Source organism: Streptomyces sp. NPDC030820, from assembly GCF_055572075.1.
The window spans coordinates 49196-65229 of sequence record NZ_JBVIEB010000027.1; the positions used below are offsets into that span (position 1 = coordinate 49196).

General features: G+C 70.7%; 16 protein-coding genes and 1 pseudogene. 9 read left to right on the plus strand and 8 right to left on the minus strand.

The genetic code is table 11. The annotated features are described in order from the left end of the window. Positions 1-54 precede the first annotated feature (54 nt). A pseudogene (locus ACZ418_RS41565) lies at positions 55-725 on the plus strand (GTP-binding protein); the annotation flags it as partial. A 30-nt stretch (positions 726-755) separates the two neighbouring features. Next, positions 756-1007 (plus strand): 30S ribosomal protein S18, encoded by a 252-nt coding sequence (rpsR, locus tag ACZ418_RS41570; RefSeq protein WP_468373787.1) that lies wholly within the window; start codon positions 756-758, stop codon positions 1005-1007. On the opposite strand, the gene infA is transcribed toward rpsR, so the two are convergent. The 5 genes from infA to ACZ418_RS41595 form a co-directional block, all read right to left on the minus strand. Continuing rightward, complete coding sequence (gene infA / locus ACZ418_RS41575; protein WP_468373717.1) at positions 989-1213, minus strand: translation initiation factor IF-1; 225 nt, start codon at positions 1211-1213, stop codon at positions 989-991. The two genes, rpsR and infA, sit on opposite strands and share 19 nt — an antisense overlap. 73 nt (positions 1214-1286) lie before the next feature. After that, the gene (locus tag ACZ418_RS41580; protein WP_468373719.1) at positions 1287-2084 is read right to left on the minus strand and encodes a GNAT family N-acetyltransferase; all 798 of its coding nucleotides are present in this window, start codon (positions 2082-2084) and stop codon (positions 1287-1289) included. A gap of 251 nt (positions 2085-2335) precedes the next feature. Then, entirely contained in the window at positions 2336-2521 is a 186-nt protein-coding gene (locus ACZ418_RS41585) for a hypothetical protein (protein ID WP_468373722.1), read from the minus strand. A gap of 77 nt (positions 2522-2598) precedes the next feature. Then, positions 2599-3087, minus strand: coding sequence for a hypothetical protein (locus ACZ418_RS41590; protein WP_468373725.1), 489 nt, complete (start codon positions 3085-3087; stop codon positions 2599-2601). A 267-nt stretch (positions 3088-3354) separates the two neighbouring features. Beyond that, positions 3355-3495 carry a hypothetical protein gene (locus tag ACZ418_RS41595; RefSeq protein ID WP_468373728.1) on the minus strand — a complete coding sequence of 47 codons (141 nt, stop codon included), beginning with the start codon at positions 3493-3495 and terminating at the stop codon, positions 3355-3357. A gap of 41 nt (positions 3496-3536) precedes the next feature. Between ACZ418_RS41595 and ACZ418_RS41600 the strand changes: the two genes are divergently transcribed. The 7 genes from ACZ418_RS41600 (at position 3537) to ACZ418_RS41630 (ending at position 13737) form a co-directional block, all read left to right on the plus strand. Further along, positions 3537-4016 carry an alpha/beta hydrolase gene (locus ACZ418_RS41600; protein ID WP_468373731.1) on the plus strand — a complete coding sequence of 160 codons (480 nt, stop codon included), beginning with the start codon at positions 3537-3539 and terminating at the stop codon, positions 4014-4016. A 664-nt stretch (positions 4017-4680) separates the two neighbouring features. After that, complete coding sequence (locus ACZ418_RS41605) at positions 4681-6219, plus strand: hypothetical protein (RefSeq protein WP_468373734.1); 1539 nt, start codon at positions 4681-4683, stop codon at positions 6217-6219. A gap of 8 nt (positions 6220-6227) precedes the next feature. Next, a complete protein-coding gene (locus ACZ418_RS41610; protein WP_468373737.1) occupies positions 6228-7985 on the plus strand; it encodes an FHA domain-containing protein in 1758 nt (585 codons plus the stop codon). Beyond that, entirely contained in the window at positions 7982-9553 is a 1572-nt protein-coding gene (locus tag ACZ418_RS41615; RefSeq protein WP_468373739.1) for a serine/threonine-protein kinase, read from the plus strand. Before ACZ418_RS41610 ends, ACZ418_RS41615 begins: the two co-directional genes overlap by 4 nt. A 55-nt stretch (positions 9554-9608) precedes the next feature. Next, positions 9609-11258 (plus strand): protein kinase family protein, encoded by a 1650-nt coding sequence (locus ACZ418_RS41620; protein WP_468373741.1) that lies wholly within the window; start codon positions 9609-9611, stop codon positions 11256-11258. A gap of 88 nt (positions 11259-11346) precedes the next feature. Then, positions 11347-11919 carry a PadR family transcriptional regulator gene (locus ACZ418_RS41625; protein WP_468373744.1) on the plus strand — a complete coding sequence of 191 codons (573 nt, stop codon included), beginning with the start codon at positions 11347-11349 and terminating at the stop codon, positions 11917-11919. 93 nt (positions 11920-12012) lie between these two features. After that, the gene (locus ACZ418_RS41630; protein WP_468373747.1) at positions 12013-13737 is read left to right on the plus strand and encodes an acyl-CoA dehydrogenase family protein; all 1725 of its coding nucleotides are present in this window, start codon (positions 12013-12015) and stop codon (positions 13735-13737) included. 374 nt (positions 13738-14111) lie between these two features. Here ACZ418_RS41630 and ACZ418_RS41635 read toward each other — a convergent pair whose 3' ends face one another. The 3 genes from ACZ418_RS41635 to ACZ418_RS41645 all read right to left on the minus strand — a co-directional run bounded on the left by ACZ418_RS41635 (position 14112) and on the right by ACZ418_RS41645 (position 15965). Next, entirely contained in the window at positions 14112-14516 is a 405-nt protein-coding gene (locus ACZ418_RS41635) for a hypothetical protein (protein WP_468373750.1), read from the minus strand. A gap of 40 nt (positions 14517-14556) precedes the next feature. Next, the gene (locus ACZ418_RS41640; RefSeq protein WP_468373752.1) at positions 14557-14985 is read right to left on the minus strand and encodes a septal ring lytic transglycosylase RlpA family protein; all 429 of its coding nucleotides are present in this window, start codon (positions 14983-14985) and stop codon (positions 14557-14559) included. A gap of 131 nt (positions 14986-15116) precedes the next feature. Beyond that, positions 15117-15965: a glycoside hydrolase family protein gene (locus ACZ418_RS41645; protein WP_468373755.1), complete on the minus strand. Its 849-nt coding sequence runs from the start codon at positions 15963-15965 to the stop codon at positions 15117-15119. Positions 15966-16034 lie beyond the last annotated feature (69 nt).

The following is a 16034-nucleotide window of genomic DNA, read 5'->3' on the forward strand; positions in this document are numbered from 1 at the left end:
GGGTCCCGCACGCGGAAGCCGTCCGCGTGCGGGGCCCGGGGCCGTACCCACCCCTTCGCCCAGCAGCTGGAGTACCCCACGGTGATCGCCCTCGGCGACGACGATTCTTGCGACGAGGTCGCCGACGACACCGACCACGCGCTGCTCGCCCAGCTCACACCAGGCGCACGAAGCGTACGGGTGGAGAGCGACGGTGCCCTGGGGGCAGCGCTGTCGGCGGGCTTCGACGTGACAGCGGCCACCGCCCGTGTGCATCCGGCGTGCGCGCTGCTGCCGCAGTCGCGCGACGGGCACGGCGTGAGCACCTTCGTCCGGCGGCGCGAACGGCCCTTCCATCCGCAGCGCCTGCACGCGACGCTTGAGGACCTCACCCGCGCCGCCGCGCGCAGCCGCGGGAGGTTCTGGCTGGCGGACCGCCCCGACACACTGCTGTCCTGGGACGCCGCCGGCGGCGCGCTGTGCGTGGAGTCGGCCGGGCCCTGGCTGGCAGCTCTGCCCGACGCCGCCTGGGAGATGGTGCCCGCCGAGCGCCGCCTCGCGCCTCCGTGGACTGGCACCCCGAACACGGCGACCGCTGCCAGTACCTCACCTTCACCTCACCCGGCCTGGACCGCGACGGCCTGTCGGCCCTGCTCGACTCGTGCCTGCTCACCGACGACGAGTACGCGGCCGGCAGGGACCGCTGGAAGCAACTCCCGCATGTGTTCGATGACTTGCTCGACCCCCGTGACCTGAAAGAGAGGACCGACCTCACCATGACCCGACGCACAAGCATCCGGCGTCAGACTGCCAAGCGTCAGCGCACCAACCCGCTGGACGCCGCCGGCATCACCTACATCGACTACAAGGACACCCACTTGCTGCGGAAGTTCATCTCCGACCGCGGAAAGATCCGCAGCCGTCGGGTGACCCACGTGACGCGTCAGCAGCAGCGGCAGATAGCACAGGCCATCAAGAACGCACGCGAGATGGCGCTCCGCACCTTCCGTTACGCCCTGTATCGGTAGCGGATCCGGCCGCGGGTGAGGTCGTAGGGGCTGAGTTCCACGAGCACTCGGTCGTACGGGAGGATCTTGATGCGGTTCTTCCGGATCTTCCCGCTGATGTGGGCGAGCACCGTGTGCCCGTTCTGGAGTTCCACTGTGAAGGTGGCGTTGCGCAGGCACTCGATGACGGTGCCTTCGGCTTCTACGCCCCCTGCTGCCTTTGTCATGGTCTCTCACTTCTCCCGTTCTGTGACGGCGAATTCAGTAGGAAGCGGCCGCTCGGTGCGATGCGTCGGAGCGTCAGCGGCGGACGAGCTCCAGGGTGCTGGCCGCGCGCCGGGCACCGATGCTCTCGAACAGGGCGGTCGCCGCCGCGTTGGACTCGTTCACCTCGGCCCATGCCGAAGCGGTCCCGGAGCGGTGCAAGGAACCGAGCGCGTGGGCCAGCAGCGCCCGGGCGATGCCGCGGCGGTGCCGATCGGCCCGGACGGCGATCAGCCCGATCCGAGGCTGCCGGGTCAGCGGCCCCACCCGGACCAGTCCCACGTACTCGTCCACGTGCCTTGCCACCGCGTACTTCGACGGGTCGAGTACGGTGGTCCCCGCGGGGCGGGGCAGCACCTCGGCCGGCATCGTCTGCCATCCGACGGTGGCCTCGATCTCGTCGCGGATGAGGCGGTCCAGGGCGCGCAGAGGGCCCTCCTCCGCCTCACCGGCGGGCACGATCGTCACGCCGGACGGGGGTCGTACCGAGCCGAGCCCGGTGATCTGCGGGTCGGTGGGCACGAGATATCCCCACTCGCGGCGTGCGGTGGCGAAGCCGGCCCGCTGCCAGGCGGACCTCGAGTCGTGGTCGGCCTCGTCGACGACGGTGTACAGCGGTGTCGGCAGGTCCGCGAGCATCGCGTCTGCGATGCGGTCGAAGACCGCGCCGTGCCACGCGTCGATGCTGACGAAGAGCCGCCCGTCGGGCCGACGCGAAGCGATGCCGCGGCCGACCGTCAGGTCGTCCTCCACAGCGTGCCACTGCGTGTCCGAGACCCGCGTGACCACAACCGGATGGTTGTCCGTGCCCGGAGTGGAATGCACAAAGTTCATAGGTGTTGCCTCTCAGAAGTGCCTTGTTCGAGGCGCTCCCGGCGACACCTACGTCAATCGCCCACCGTGACGACATGGGGGAGCACCCACATGGACACAGCCTTCATGGGTCTCACCTCCTCGCGTTCTCTCACGGCCGCCCAGACGCTATCAGCGGGGGCCGGTCAGCCCAACGCATTTATCCGGAGCTCTTGGTGTCCATACCGGGCCGGGCGACGCCGTGGCTGTGTTCGCCGCCCGGCCCGGGGTCCTCAGGGGCCCGCCACGAGTTCGGGATGCTCATGCGCGCAGGTGTCTTCGATACCGTAGGTGTCCCAGGTGGGGAACGGGTCCGTGGGCGGCAGGCTCTCCTCGTCGGCCATGAGGCAGTCGGTCAGTGTCGCGTGCAGTGTGTCCGCGTGCAGGTGCTGTCCGAAGCCGATCGCTGCGAGGAGCACAGCTTGTCCTGCGACGAGCAGCCGCCCGCGAGGAGGTCGCAGGCGGCTGGTCGCACTCTCGTAGGCGAATCCGGTGCCTACGGGGCCACGGGATCGCCCTCCCCTAGTTGCAGCCACCACACGTGATCGTGGTCGCGGCTGAGGTCCACCGTCTGTCGCTGCCCATCGCCGAAGCGGAGCTCGACTTTGGCGAGGTAGGGAACCACGGGGTCCTGAACGATTGCCTCGACGGGTTCGTCGGCGTGTGCGCCGTACCGGGTGATCAGCTTCTGCGCGGCCTGTTCCCGGCCGGTGTACCAGGGGGCGCCGATGCGAGCCAGGTCGGTGGCGTCACCGGCCTTGAGGCGCTGGACGTACACCTTGACGAGCAGATCGACGTCGCCGGCGACCTGCTTGGCGTCGGGGTACTCCGATTTCACGGCGTGGACGGTGACCTTCACCGCCGGTGTCTTGCGCAGGGAGTAGGGGGTGGGGTCGCGCAGCAGCCACCAGGTGACGGCGGCCGCTCCCAGGACGGCCACTCCCACCGCCGCCGCCCACAGGCGCTTCCTGGAGGACTTGGTCATCAGTACCACCCCGGAACGACGTGGAAGATGTCCGCCCACGTGCCCTTCGATGTGGCGATGTAGTAGTCGAGGGGCTTGTTCAGACGGGCGCCGGTGTGCGCGCTCACGTATGCCTTACCGTTGGCCATTTTGGTGATGACGCCCGCGTGGTCCCAGGCACCCTTGCCGCCCCAGTTGAAGAAGAGACCAGGCCGTTGTTGGCGTTCGCCCCGTCTGCCCAGCCTGCGACCAGGCCGGTGACATCGACCGACCACGGCGCGGTGGCCGTCACTTGGCTTCCGGAGCGGTGACGGCGTCCAGTTCGCTTCCCGTGCCGGTCGTAGCCCAGACCGCGTTGAGGGCGTGCACGTCCAGGCCGGGCGTGGTGGCGCTCGACTGGAGCTTGAGCACGGCGTTGGTACTGCGCACTGAAGTTCGCCCTGCGCCACCCCAGTGTCTACTCGTCCGCAGTGTCACTCTCCGGCTACTACAAGCCCGAAGTCGACGTCACCACCGGCGACCTCTTCGGAGGCAACGCGAAACTGGAGCCTGAAAACGACCTCATCTGGCGGCTGAAGCATCTCCCGGTGCCGCAGGTCTCCGTGCTGGTCACCAGCAGTCGCCATGGTGAGGACAACTACCAGGCCACCCAGGACTTCCTTGCTGCCGCCCAGCCACCGCTGCGGACCGCGTCGATCATCCTGCCGTCCGCCGGCCACAACTTCGCCACCTGGAACCGCGAACTGCCCCAGGCCCTTCCCTGGCTCGCTCAGCAACTGCAACTGGATGCCCAAGCGCGCGAGTACCAGGGAATTCGCCCTTGGCAGCGAGCATGCTCCCTGTCACGATCAAGCCGTGGTCAACCTTTCGAAGATCGCGAGACGGATGGATATCCTCCACGACCTGATGGGCCTGACAGCCGGCGCAATCTTGCTGGCTCTAGGGGTTAAGGTCTACCACGACGGCGGCTCCGTAGGCTGGCCCATCGCGGGGACAGCGGTGCTGATCTTGAACCGCCTCTGGGTGGCTCGGCGTCGGTCGACCCGGCGAGGGAAATCAACTCCGTTGCCGTAACGACGCGCAGAGAGCCGCCCGGGCCCGCTGACGTCTCCTCGCCCAGCTGAGCGCCTGGGATACGACGTCGACCTTCACCTCCGACGCAGCGGAGGAACTCGTCAGACGCAAACGGCACGACTGCGGATCAGTGACGGCCCTTGGGGTGCCCGGGCTTCTCCGCCCTGGGCTTCGGCGCGGTCTTCTGCTCACTGTCGCGGTCACTGCTGGGACAGGATCAGCTGCAGCTTGAGGCAATGAGGGCGGACGTTCACCGGTGAGGAAGGGCTGACAGGGGGCAGGCTCCGGCTGTTCGGTATTTCGTCGACATGCCGGTGGATCGATGACCATATCTGATCGGTGAGTACGCGGCGCGGCTGGGCGCCCGGCACCCGTCAACCGCCCTGCTCGCTGCTCTTGCGTTGCCCATGCCAAGCCTCTATAACGTGTCCTGCAGGTATCGGCGGGGATGGCCGGAAATGGCAGTTGCCGCCGACCAGGGGGGATCCTCGGTTCCGCCGCGATCGGCATCAATGCCCGCAGACCGACGGAGACCGAACCATGACCGACGACGCATATCGTGCTGCCCTGACCCGCCTGGCCGTCGACCCGGCCTTCCGTGCCGAACTCGACGGCGACACTGACGAGGTGGCGCGAAGACTCGGATTGTCGCCCACGCAGGTCGCCGAACTCCGCTCCCTCCGCGTCGAATCCGGCACCGACGGGGGACCGGCCGCTCTCGACCCACGGCTGTCCAAGTCGTCCCTGTTCTTCGGAAGCGCGGCGCATGCGCTGGCGCACCACGACGTCCCGGCCGACCACACGACCCACGCCGTTCCGGCGGACCAGGTCTCCGGCGACCACGACGCTGGGGGCCCGGCCTCCGCCGGCCACTCGTCGGAGCTGCCTGATCCCGCCGCGGGTCAGGAGGGCGTCGGCGGTGTCGACGTGGCGTCGACCGGCTCCCACAGCCTGCTCGGCGGCCCGCTGCTGGACCGGTCGCCCGTCGAATCGGCCGGTGATCAGGGACAGTTCGGAGATTTCGGCGGCTTCGGCGGCGTCGGCGGTTTTGACGAGCACGGGAACGCGGGTACGGGCGCGGACCTCGGCGGGCTCGGTGGGCAGGTCGGCGGGGGTGCCGAAGGGGGCTTCGGTGACTTCGGCGCCGGGGGCGACGGCGGGTTCGGCGGAGCCGAGGGAGGCTTCGGCGGGTTCGGCGGCGGTGCCGACGGTGGCTTCGGTGACGGGGGGCTGGGCGCCGGTGGCTTCGGCGATGGTGGGTTCGGTGACGGCGGTCTCGGTGACGGCGGTCTCGGTGACGGTGGGGTCGGTGATCTCGGTGGCCATGGCGGCTTCGGCGGTGCCGGTGGGGACGGCGGCTTCGGCGGTGTAGGCGGTGAAGGCGGCAGTGACGCCGGTCACTTCGGTCACGGGGGCATCTACGACCGTGACGGCGGCGATGGTGGCGGCGACAGCGGCGGCAGTGGCGGTGGCGGTGGTGGTGAGGGTGGTGGTGACCCGGAGAACACCGATCGTCCCAGCGGTGGCGGTGGCCATGGCGGCGGTGACAGTGGGGGTGGTGGTGGTGAGGGTGGTGGTGACCCGGAGAACACCAACCGTCCCAGTGGCGGCGGTGGCCATGGCGGCGGTGACAGTGGGGGTGGCGGTGGTGAGGGTGGTGGTGACCCGGAGAACACCAACCGTCCCAGCGGTGGCGGTGGCCATGGCGGCGGTGACAGTGGCGGTGGCGGTGGTGGTGAGGGTGGTGGTGACCCGGAGAACACCAACCGTCCCAGCGGTGGCGGTGGCCATGGCGGCGGTGACAGTGGGGGCGACGGAAACGGCGGAGGCAGCCAGGAGAACGTCGGTCGGCGTCCCGGCGGTATCGGTGAGCCCGGCGGTGGTAATCGCATCATCGTCCAGGGCGGCCTGCCCGCCTCGGGCGAGGGTGGCAGCGGTGATCACATCATCGTCCAGGGCGGCCTGCCCGCCTCCGGCCTCGGAAACGCCGCCACGCACCTGCCGGACTCCGGCCCCGCCGCGGAAGCCGACGCAGGCTTCGACGGAGGCACGTTCGCCAGCGGTTCCGGCGCGGGCTGAGCCACCGCATGCTCTGCCACGTCTGCCGCGTCCACGTGCGGCGCGACTTCCCGTACTGCCTGCACTGCGGCACCCCGCGTCGGGGTGCCGCACCGACGTCGTACGCCGCGCCCCAGTTGCGCGGCCTCGACGACCCCACCCTGCTCGTCGCGTTGACCGGACCTGTCACCATGCTGGGCCGGGGCGAGGACAACGACGTCGTCCTGTCCGACGGCAGTGTCTCGCGCCGCCACGCCCGTATCGTCCGCACCGCCGAGGGTTTCCGGATCGAGGACCTGGACTCCTTCAACGGCATCGCGGTCGGCGGTGTCGAGCTGCACGGCGGCGCGGCCGGCCTCGCCGACGGCACCGAGCTGTCCGTCGGTGACGTACGCCTGGTGTTCGAGCAGCCCCGCGACGCCCGGATCGGCTCCCGCACGATGGTCGTCGGCACCCAGCTGACCCATCTGCCCATCGCCGGACAGGAGGAGGCCCCGGAGGCGAACGGCCCGCTCACCGCGCGCCCCCGACGGCGTTCCGGCTGGGCCCTCAAGCAGGTCCCCACCGAACGCGGCGCTCCCCGCTGGGTGCTCAGCAGCACCCGCACCGGCCGCTATCTGGAACTGGACGAGCGCCAGGTCTTCCTCTGGCACGCCGTCGACGGTGACAACACCGTACGGGACCTGCTGTTCGCCTACGCCGACCGCTACGGCGAACTCGCCCTGCCCCGCATCGAGTCCGCGCTGGCCGCGTTCGCGGAAGCCGGGTTGCTGCGCGGCCTGCCCGGCCGGCCGGAGGAGGAGCGGCCGAAGGGCTGGCGGCGCGCGGCGAGTGCCGTGTACCGGGCGCTGCTCAAGCTGGAGGTGTCCGTCCCAGGCCTCGACCGATTGGTGACCCGGCTCTATCGGGCCATCGGCTGGCGGCTGTTCACCCGGACCGGCGTGCTGCTCGCCTGGCTGTCGGTCGCCGGCGGCCTCGTCGCGTTCTTCGCCGCGCAGGGCCGGCACCACCTGCTGGACTTCGGCGGAGCGGGCGTGTGGGGCCCGGTCCTGCTGGCCACCGGATACGTGACCGCGCTGCTCGTCCACGAGCTGACGCACGCGCTGGCCGTGAAGTCGTACGGCCGCAAGGTCCGGCGCGGCGGGTTCCTGCTGATGATGGGCATGCCGTTCGCGTTCGTGGACACCAGCGACATGTGGTTCGGCTCCCGCTGGTCACGGGTCGTGGTGGCCCTGTCCGGGCCGCTGTCCACGGCGGCGCTGGCCGGTTGGTGCGCCGGCGGCGCGGTCCTGCTGCCTGCCGGACCGGCCTCGGCCGTCCTCTACCACCTCGCCTTCGGCCTCTACCTGAACACCCTCTACAACTTCAACCCGCTGATGCCGCTGGACGGTTACCAGGCGCTGACCGACGCCCTGCGGGTGCCACGGCTGCGCGAGGAGGCGAGCGCCTACTTCCGCACGGGCCTGTGGCGAGACCTGCGCGCGGGCAACCGGCCCGGCCTGCGTCAGGCCGGGCTTGCCGCCTACGGCCTCGCGGTCGTCGTGGGCACCTACGGCTTTCTCGCCCTCGCCCTGCTGGCCTGGCGCTCCCGGATCGGCGACCTGCTCGAAGGCCGGCTGGCCGAGCCGTGGACCACGGTGATCGAGGCGGCCGTGGTCGCCCTGGTCGCCTTCCCGGTGTGGGCCGCGCCCGTGCGCTGGCTGCTGCGCCGGGTACGGCGCCGGCGGGGCGCGAAGGACGTGCCGCAGGGCGCCGGGCTCCCCGCGCCGGTGGAGGGGACGGCATGACCCAGGACACGCACGCCGACGGCGGCTGGGCCGTACCCGGCTACGAGGCCGTCCGCACGCTCGGCGAGGGAGCAGGCGGCCGGGTCGTCCTCGCCCGGCACACCGCGACCGGCGTGCCCGTCGCCATCAAGTACCTGAGCGAGCGCCTGTGCGCGGACCGGGAGTTCCTGGCCCGTTTCCGGGCCGAGGCCCGGCTGCTCGGCGAGCTGCGGCACCCGTGCGTGGTGCGGCTGTACGAGTACGTCGAGGCACGCGCGGCTGCCGCGATCGTGATGGAGGCGGTGGACGGCGTCAGCCTGCGCCACCTGCTGCGTCGGCACGGGGCGACCGGCCCCGAGGCCGCGCTCGTCCTGCTCAAGGGCTCCCTGCTCGGACTGGGCGCGGCCCACACGGCCGGGGTGGTGCACCGCGACTACAAGCCGGAGAACGTCCTGGTCCGCGGCGACGGCACCAGCGCGCTCGCCGACTTCGGCATCGCGGTGCGCAGCGGCCGGGAGACCGAGGCCGCGGGTACGCCCGCATATATGGCGCCGGAGCAGTGGAACGGCGAGCCCGCCGGTCCGGGGGCCGACGTCTACGCGGCGTCCGTGGTGTTCTTCGAGTGCCTGACCGGCCGGCGGCCGTTCCCCGGCGACGACGTGACCGCGCTGCGCCTGCAGCACCTGCGCGCACCGGTCCCGCTGGACGACGTACCCGCGCCGGTGCGTGTGCTGCTGCGCGCGGGTCTGGCGAAGGACCCGGCGGACCGGCCCGACGTCGAGACGTTCCTCGCCGACCTGGAACGGTCCGCCACCGAAGGCTATGGCGCCGGCTGGGAGGAGCGCGGCCGTCGCAGACTTGCCGAACTCGCCGCGCTGCTCGCCCTGTTGTTCCCGTTCACCACGACCGCCGCGCTCGACGGCTCGGCCAGTGCGCTGACCCTGCTGGGCCGACTGAAACGAGGGGGATGGAAGGCGGCGACCGGTGGGGTGGCCGCGCTGGTGGTCGTCACGGGCGGAGCGACGTACGCGACGGGCCGCCCGCACGACACGTCGACGACGGTGGCGAGTTCGACCCCGTCATACCCGTCACCGGTCGACTCGCCCACCAAGCCGGGCGCTTCACCTTCCGCATCCACCTCGCCGACCGTCGCCCCGCCCACGGCCGACGCACCGCCCTCCGTCACGCCCTCGGACAGCCCGTCGTCCTCGCCGACCCCGTCCACGGAGACGACCGCGGCCGAGCCGCCGGCCACCGCGTCCCCGAGCGTGGCCACCCCCGGCACGGTCACCCTCACGATCGGCTCCTGGCAGCGCGGGCAGAAACCGGGCACGCTCATCGCGGCGGTGTCGGTCGAGACGACGGGCACCGGTCCGCTGACCGTCACCGCGAACTACTACGTCGACACGCCCGCCGACCCGTACGGCTCCCAATCCCAGCCCTTGTCCGGGAGTACGCGGTACGACCTGACCTTCGAGGCCGATTTCTCCAACCACCCGTGCCGGGGCACCTGGGACGTCACGCTCATCAGCGACCCGGCGGCAGCGAACGGTCCCCAGACGGCCTCCCTGGACGCACCGCCGTGCTGACCATGCTCCCGAGGGGCCCGAGAGCCACCCCCTGCCGCGACGAGAACGGATCGACATGACGACAGCCACCACAGTGGCCGGCCGCCCCCTGTCCGGCTGGTCACGGACCACGCGGCACGGCACCTGGCATGCCCTGCTCCCCGCCCGGTCCGGCGAGCCCACCCTCGGCGCGCTGCGCATCGATCGCGCTCTGCTGGCGCCCGAAGGCACGCGCGAGCGCCTGGCGGCGGCGGTGCTCACCACGGCGACGCTCAGGCTGCCCGGCCTGCTCGCTACGGTCGACCTCGTGGCGGAGGCCGGTGAGGTGTGGCTGCTGACGGCCCGGCCACCGGCCCCCACGCTGGCCGACGTCCTGTCGTCGGCCAACGGCCCTCGCCCGGACGCGGGCAGCGTGGCCAGCATCCTCAACGAGACCGCCCAGACCCTCCTCGCCCTGCACACAGCAGGCTTGACCCACGGCTCACTCGGCCCCGACACCGTCGTGATGGCCCCGGACGGGGTCGCCCTGCTGGCCGAGGCGGAGTTGGGCACCGTGCTGGGCGACGCGGCGGCGGTACGGGTGTCGGGCGACATGCCGCACGCCGACCGCCAGGCAGTCGGCACCGCTGCCTGGGCTGCCTTGGCCCGCACCCTCGGCGCCGCCTGGACGCAGCCCGGAACCCCCGCGGCGGACCTGGTCGCCCGCTGCTCTGCCACCGCCGAGTCGGAGGGGCTGGCGGCGGCCCGGGCCGTCCTGGTGGGCGGGCGCGCGGCGCTTCCGGCGGACTTCCTGCGCCGCACGGCGCTGCGCGCGGCGACTGCCGCGTCGACCCCGGAGTTCGCGCCGCCGAAGGGACCGGCACCTTCCGTTGCAGTGGCTCCCGACCGCCCGACTCCAGCGACGAACCGTCACCCGGCGCCGACTACAGCTGACCCCGCTCCCCGCCCCACCGCCCCCGAACACCCTGCTACCGCGCCCGACCGCGCGTCCCACCCTTCAGCCACCGCCGACCAACTCGCCGCGGCGGCCCGCGCCCACAGCGCCGCGGGCCCGGACCCGCGAGTTCCCCTGCCCGCACCCGGACCTCACCCACCGGCCGTCGCCGACCAGCTCACCACGGTCGGCCGCGCTCGCCGTCCCACCGCCCCGGACACCCAGGCGACCGTCCTCGGCAAGCGCAACCGTGCCACCTCGCCTCCGGTGGCGGCAGGGGAGGACTGCGACGAGATCCTGCTCCGGTTCGGGCCCGGGGTTCCCCTGGAGGATCAGGACGCCCTGCGTGCACGATGGCGGACCGAGGCAGCGGCAGCCACCTCCCCACGCTCGCGCCGCAGACGCCGGGGCTGGATCGTCACCACCGCCGTCGTCGCGATCGCCGCCGTCCTGCTCTGGCTGCTGCTGCGCCCGGCCCCCGCTCCCGCGGTCGTCGCCGTGCGGGTCCAGGCCCCCGCCGGGCCGTTGCACTGCGATCAGACGGCCGACCTGATCGGTGTCGTCACCACCGACGGGCACGGCGGCCCTGTCACATACCGGTGGCTGCGCGCGAGCGGCCAGGACTCGGGCGAGCTGGTCCGCACCGCCCACCGCGGTGAGCGCCGGGTCAGGGTGAACCTGCGCTGGACGGTCCGCGGTTCGGGTCGCTTCCGGGGGACCGCCCGCCTGAGGATCTCGCACCAGTCGGCCCCGATGGAGGCGAAGGCGAGCTTCACCTACGTCTGTCCTTGACAGCCACCACCGGGTTGCCGAGTGAGCCGCGTCGCATCGGAGCGGGCGAGGCTTGCTATGCAACGAGTTGCATAGCAGGATCGGCGGTATGGCGCTCGAACACGCGATTTTGGTGTCGCTTTTGGAGAAGCCGGGATCCGGCTACGAGCTGGCACGGCGTTTCGAGCGGTCCATCGGCTACTTCTGGACCGCGACCCACCAACAGATCTATCGCGTGCTCAAGCGCATGGAGATCGACGGTTGGGTCGACGTCAGGGACGTCCCGCAGCAGGGCCGGCCGGACAAGAAGGAATACAGCGTCGCCGACCTCGGCCGGGCCGCGCTGTCGTCCTGGTTGCATGATCCGATCGAGCCGGAGAGTGTCCGCCACGACCTGGCCGTGAAGATCCGGGGCGCCGCCTTCGACGACCCTGCCGCCCTGATCCGCGAGGTGGAGCGGCACCGGCAGGCGCACCGGGACCGGCTGGCGCACTATCTGGCAGGAGAGGCGCGGGACTTCACGGGGACCGAGGCAGACACGGCCGGTCCGCAGGCACCGCTCGACGCGGAGCGGGAGCTCCAGCACGTCGTACTGCGCGGCGGCATCGCGTACGAGCGGATGATGATCGACTGGCTGGACGACGTCCTTGCCACGCTGGCCCGGTTCGGTCCGTGCCGCTGATCGCCGCCGCACCCTCCGCGGGTCCCGATCCTGCCAGTCCAGCCGTACAGAGTTCCGATTCCCCCCGTCCACCAGCCGAAAGGCGTCCTCACCATGGCTGACCAGCTGCTGTTCAACCCGCGCACCTACGACCCCGCGCACTTCGACCCCGAGACGCGCCGCTTGCTGCGTGCCACCGTCGACTGGTTCGAGGAGCGCGGAAAGGGGCGGCTGATCGAGGACTACCTGACCCGTGCGTGGCTCGGCGACTTCCTCGCCTTCGCAGCGAAGGAGAAGCTGTTCGCCACCTTCCTGACGCCGTCGTCCGCCGCGGGGGAGGGTGAACCGGACAAGCGGTGGGACACCGCCCGCATCGCCGCGCTCAACGAGATCCTGGGCTTCTACGGCCTGGACTACTGGTACGCCTGGCAGGTCACGATCCTCGGACTCGGCCCGGTCTGGCAGAGCGACAACGCCGCCGCCCGCTCCCGCGCCGCGGAACTCCTCGCCCAGGGAGAGGTGTTCGCGTTCGGCCTGTCCGAGAAGGCCCACGGCGCCGACATCTACTCCACCGACATGCTGCTCGAGCCCGACGGCAACGGCGGCTTCCGGGCCACCGGTTCCAAGTACTACATCGGCAACGGCAACGCCGCCGGACTCGTCTCCGTCTTCGGCCGCCGGACCGACGTCGACGGGCCCGACGGCTACGTCTTCTTCGCCGCCGACAGCCGTCACCCGGCCTACCACCTGGTCAAGAACGTCGTCGACTCCTCGAAGTTCGTCAGCGAGTTCCGCCTGGAGGACTATCCCGTAGCGGCCGAGGACGTCCTGCACACCGGCCGCGCCGCCTTCGACGCCGCCCTCAACACCGTCAACGTAGGCAAGTTCAACCTGTGCACCGCCTCGGTCGGCATCTGTGAGCACGCGATGTACGAGGCTGTCACCCACGCCCACAACCGCGTCCTCTACGGCCGCCCCGTCACCAGCTTCCCGCATGTGCGGCGCGAGTTGACCGACGCGTACGTCAGGCTCGTCGGCATGAAGGCCTTCAGCGACCGCGCTGTCGACTACTTCCGCTCCGCCGGCCCGGACGACCGCCGTTACCTGCTCTTCAACCCGATGACGAAGATGAAGGTGACCACGGAGGGTGAGAAGGTCATCGACCTGATGTGGGACGTCATCGCGGCCAAGGGCTTCGAGAAGGACAACTACTTCGGCCAGGCGGCGGTGGAGATCCGCGGTCTGCCGAAGCTCGAGGGCACGGTCCACGTCAACCTGGCGCTGATCCTGAAGTTCATGCGCAGCCACCTCCTCGACCCGGTCGAGTACCCCGGCGTGCCGACCCGCCTCGACGCGGCCGACGACGACTTCCTGTTCCGGCAGGGACCGGCCCGCGGCCTCGGCGCGGTGCGCTTCCACGACTGGCGGCCCGCCTTCGACGCGTACGCGCACCTGCCCAACGTGACCCGCTTCCGCGAACAGGCCGACGCACTCAGCGTGTTCGTCGCCACGGCCGCCCCCGACGCGGAGCAGAGCCGCGACCTCGACCTCCTCCTAGCGGTCGGTCAGCTCTTCGCCCTCGTCGTGCACGGGCAGCTCGTCCTGGAGCAGGCCGCCTTGACCGGACTCGACGAGGACGTGCTCGACGAACTCTTCGCCGTCCTCGTGCGGGACTTCTCCGCGCACGCCGTCGAACTGCACGGCAAGGACTCGGCGACCGAAGCGCAGCAGGACTGGGCGCTGGGTTCGGTCCGGCGGCCGGTCGTCGACGAGGCACGCACGGAGCGGGTCTGGCAGCGGGTCGAGGCGCTGTCCGGCGCGTACGAGATGGCCCCGTAGACGCGCCGTACGCATCACCGGTGGCCGGGCCGTGTGGGGCCCGGCCACCGGTCGGTCAGGGGTCAGCCCCGTGTGCCGCGCAGCCGCGACGGTGTCGCCGGACGCGCGGCCGTGGCACGGCGGAGCAGGGTCCCTCAGGGCTGTGCCGGGACCGCCCGCTGCCGAGGCTGATCCGGGGCCGATGCGCGGGCCGGTGTTCGTCACGCGGCGGCCGGGCACGGGCTGGGACCTGCACGAGTACCGTCAAGAAGTCGGAGAACGTCCGCCACTCCTTCAAGGCGTCGCCGGAGGCGATCGCCGAGGTGACCAGCTTGCTGGCGCCCGGCGACCGCCTCTCCTGTGAAGGGCAAGGCGACGCAGCCCCGCGTCGGCCGTCAAAGGGGCTTGATGACAACCTTCTTGAGGAACGCATAACCCGGGAACCTGAAGACTTGGCCCTCACGGGTGAGGTCCTTGTCCTTCTGCTCGCCCATCGCGGTGACGTAGGTGAGAGTCACCTGCATGAGCTTGCCGTCGGCGGGCTTGAGGTTGATCGCTTCGAACGGGGTCAGGTTCTGGACGTCCGTCGTGGTGCCCTGGCCGGTGAAGCAGAGTCCTTCGTCACCGGTCTGGAGCCGGACGAAGAGATGGCTCGCGGGAGTGATGTGGTTGACGTCGCAGCGGTGGATGACGGGGCCCGCGGGGGCGGCCGCCCCCGCGGGGGCGGCGAGAGAGACGAGGCCGAGGCCGGCCGCGAGTGCGGCCAGTCCGACCACCGTCTTGTGCCTGATGGTGGTCATGAGGCTCTCCTTCTGGTGGCAGTGGATCGAGAGCCCGGGATCAGTTCAGGACCTTCTGCTGCACCACGATGTGGCCGGCGTCGGGGTCGAGGCTGCCGCCGAGCCGGCTGAAGGCACCGTCGGTCAGGTCGAGGCACTTCGGTTCCTGCGGCGTCTGCTGGAAGGTGCCGCGGTCGTTGATGCGCACGACGAGGGACTTGCCGTTGGCGACGTTGGTCACCTTCACGCGGGTCCCGAACGGCAGTTGCGGATTGCGTGTCAGCGAGGTCGCCGCGGTGTTCTTGCTGTTGTCGAAGACCTCGCCGCTGGCCGTGAGGGCTCCGGGGGGCATGGGACCGTAGTGCGTCGCCCAGCAGGTTGCGGCCTGCGGGGCGCTGGGTGCGGCCGAACTCGCCGGAGAGAGCGCCAGTATGGCGGTCAGCGCCACGGCTCCTGTGGCCAGTGGGACGTAGAGCGTTCGCTTGCTCATGCTCGTTCCTCGTTTCATGTGGAGTCGTTTCAGGTCGTGGTGGATCGGTGGAAGGAGTGACGTGCTCCTTGTCCGTGGCGGCATGCGAGAACCGGCACGGCTGTTGCCGGATGGAGGTCGGGAGCTGCTTCTCAGCCGGCCGCGCGATAGGCGGCGCCCACCTCGTTCGCCGTCGCACCGTTGTAGAGTCCGGTGCCGTCTCCGCGGCTGGTGGAGAGGGTGAACCATGCATACCGTTCGACGAACGGCAGCCCTTGCAGCATGGCGGTCGACTGCTTCACGAACGCGGCCTGCTGCGCCTGTGTCGGGTACCTCGGGGTGCCGGTGGAGAAGTCGATCAGTGCGTACTCGGTGAGCCAGATCGGCTTCTTGTAGCGGTTGTAGGCGGCCTGGAGGTAGTTCCGCAGCTGGGCTGTCGCATGCGTGGCGTCGAAGTCCCCGCCGTACCAGTGCAGGGGAATGAAGTCGACCTTGTAGTGACGGCTGGCGGCGCCCTTCATGAAGCGGTCGAGCCAGCCGTCTGCGACGTCGGCGCCGGTGGCGACGGCGGGCGCTCCGAGCCGCATGCCGGTCGACTGCAACCGGGGCCACAGATCGAGCGCCTGCGGCACAGTCATGTTGGCCTGCCCCGGCATATCGGGTTCGTTGAACCCGAGCAGGGTCTTGCCCTGCTGTTCGGCCTGGCCGAGTTCCGCATCGGTCACCGAGCCCTTGCCCCAGATCATGGGCACGAATTCGACGCCGGGCGGGGGTGTGATCTGCTGCTTGCCGGAGGACCAGGTGTAGAACCAACCGGCTTTCGAGTCGGCCAGCGCGTTGGTGACGCCGGTGAAGTTCCAGGCGCTGACGCCCTTCTTCTTCACTGTGGCGGAGGACGCGTTCACCGCGTCGGTGGGCGTGCCGGCATGATTGCCGAACGCGAGCAGGGTCAGAGCCGCCAGAATCACGGCGAGACCACGTAAGTTGGGCGCTTTTCGCATGGCTTCTTCCTTTTCGTCCGGCCGCTCGTCAACCCGCGTGCACGGCCAGGGGGACCGTTTGGTCTGCGG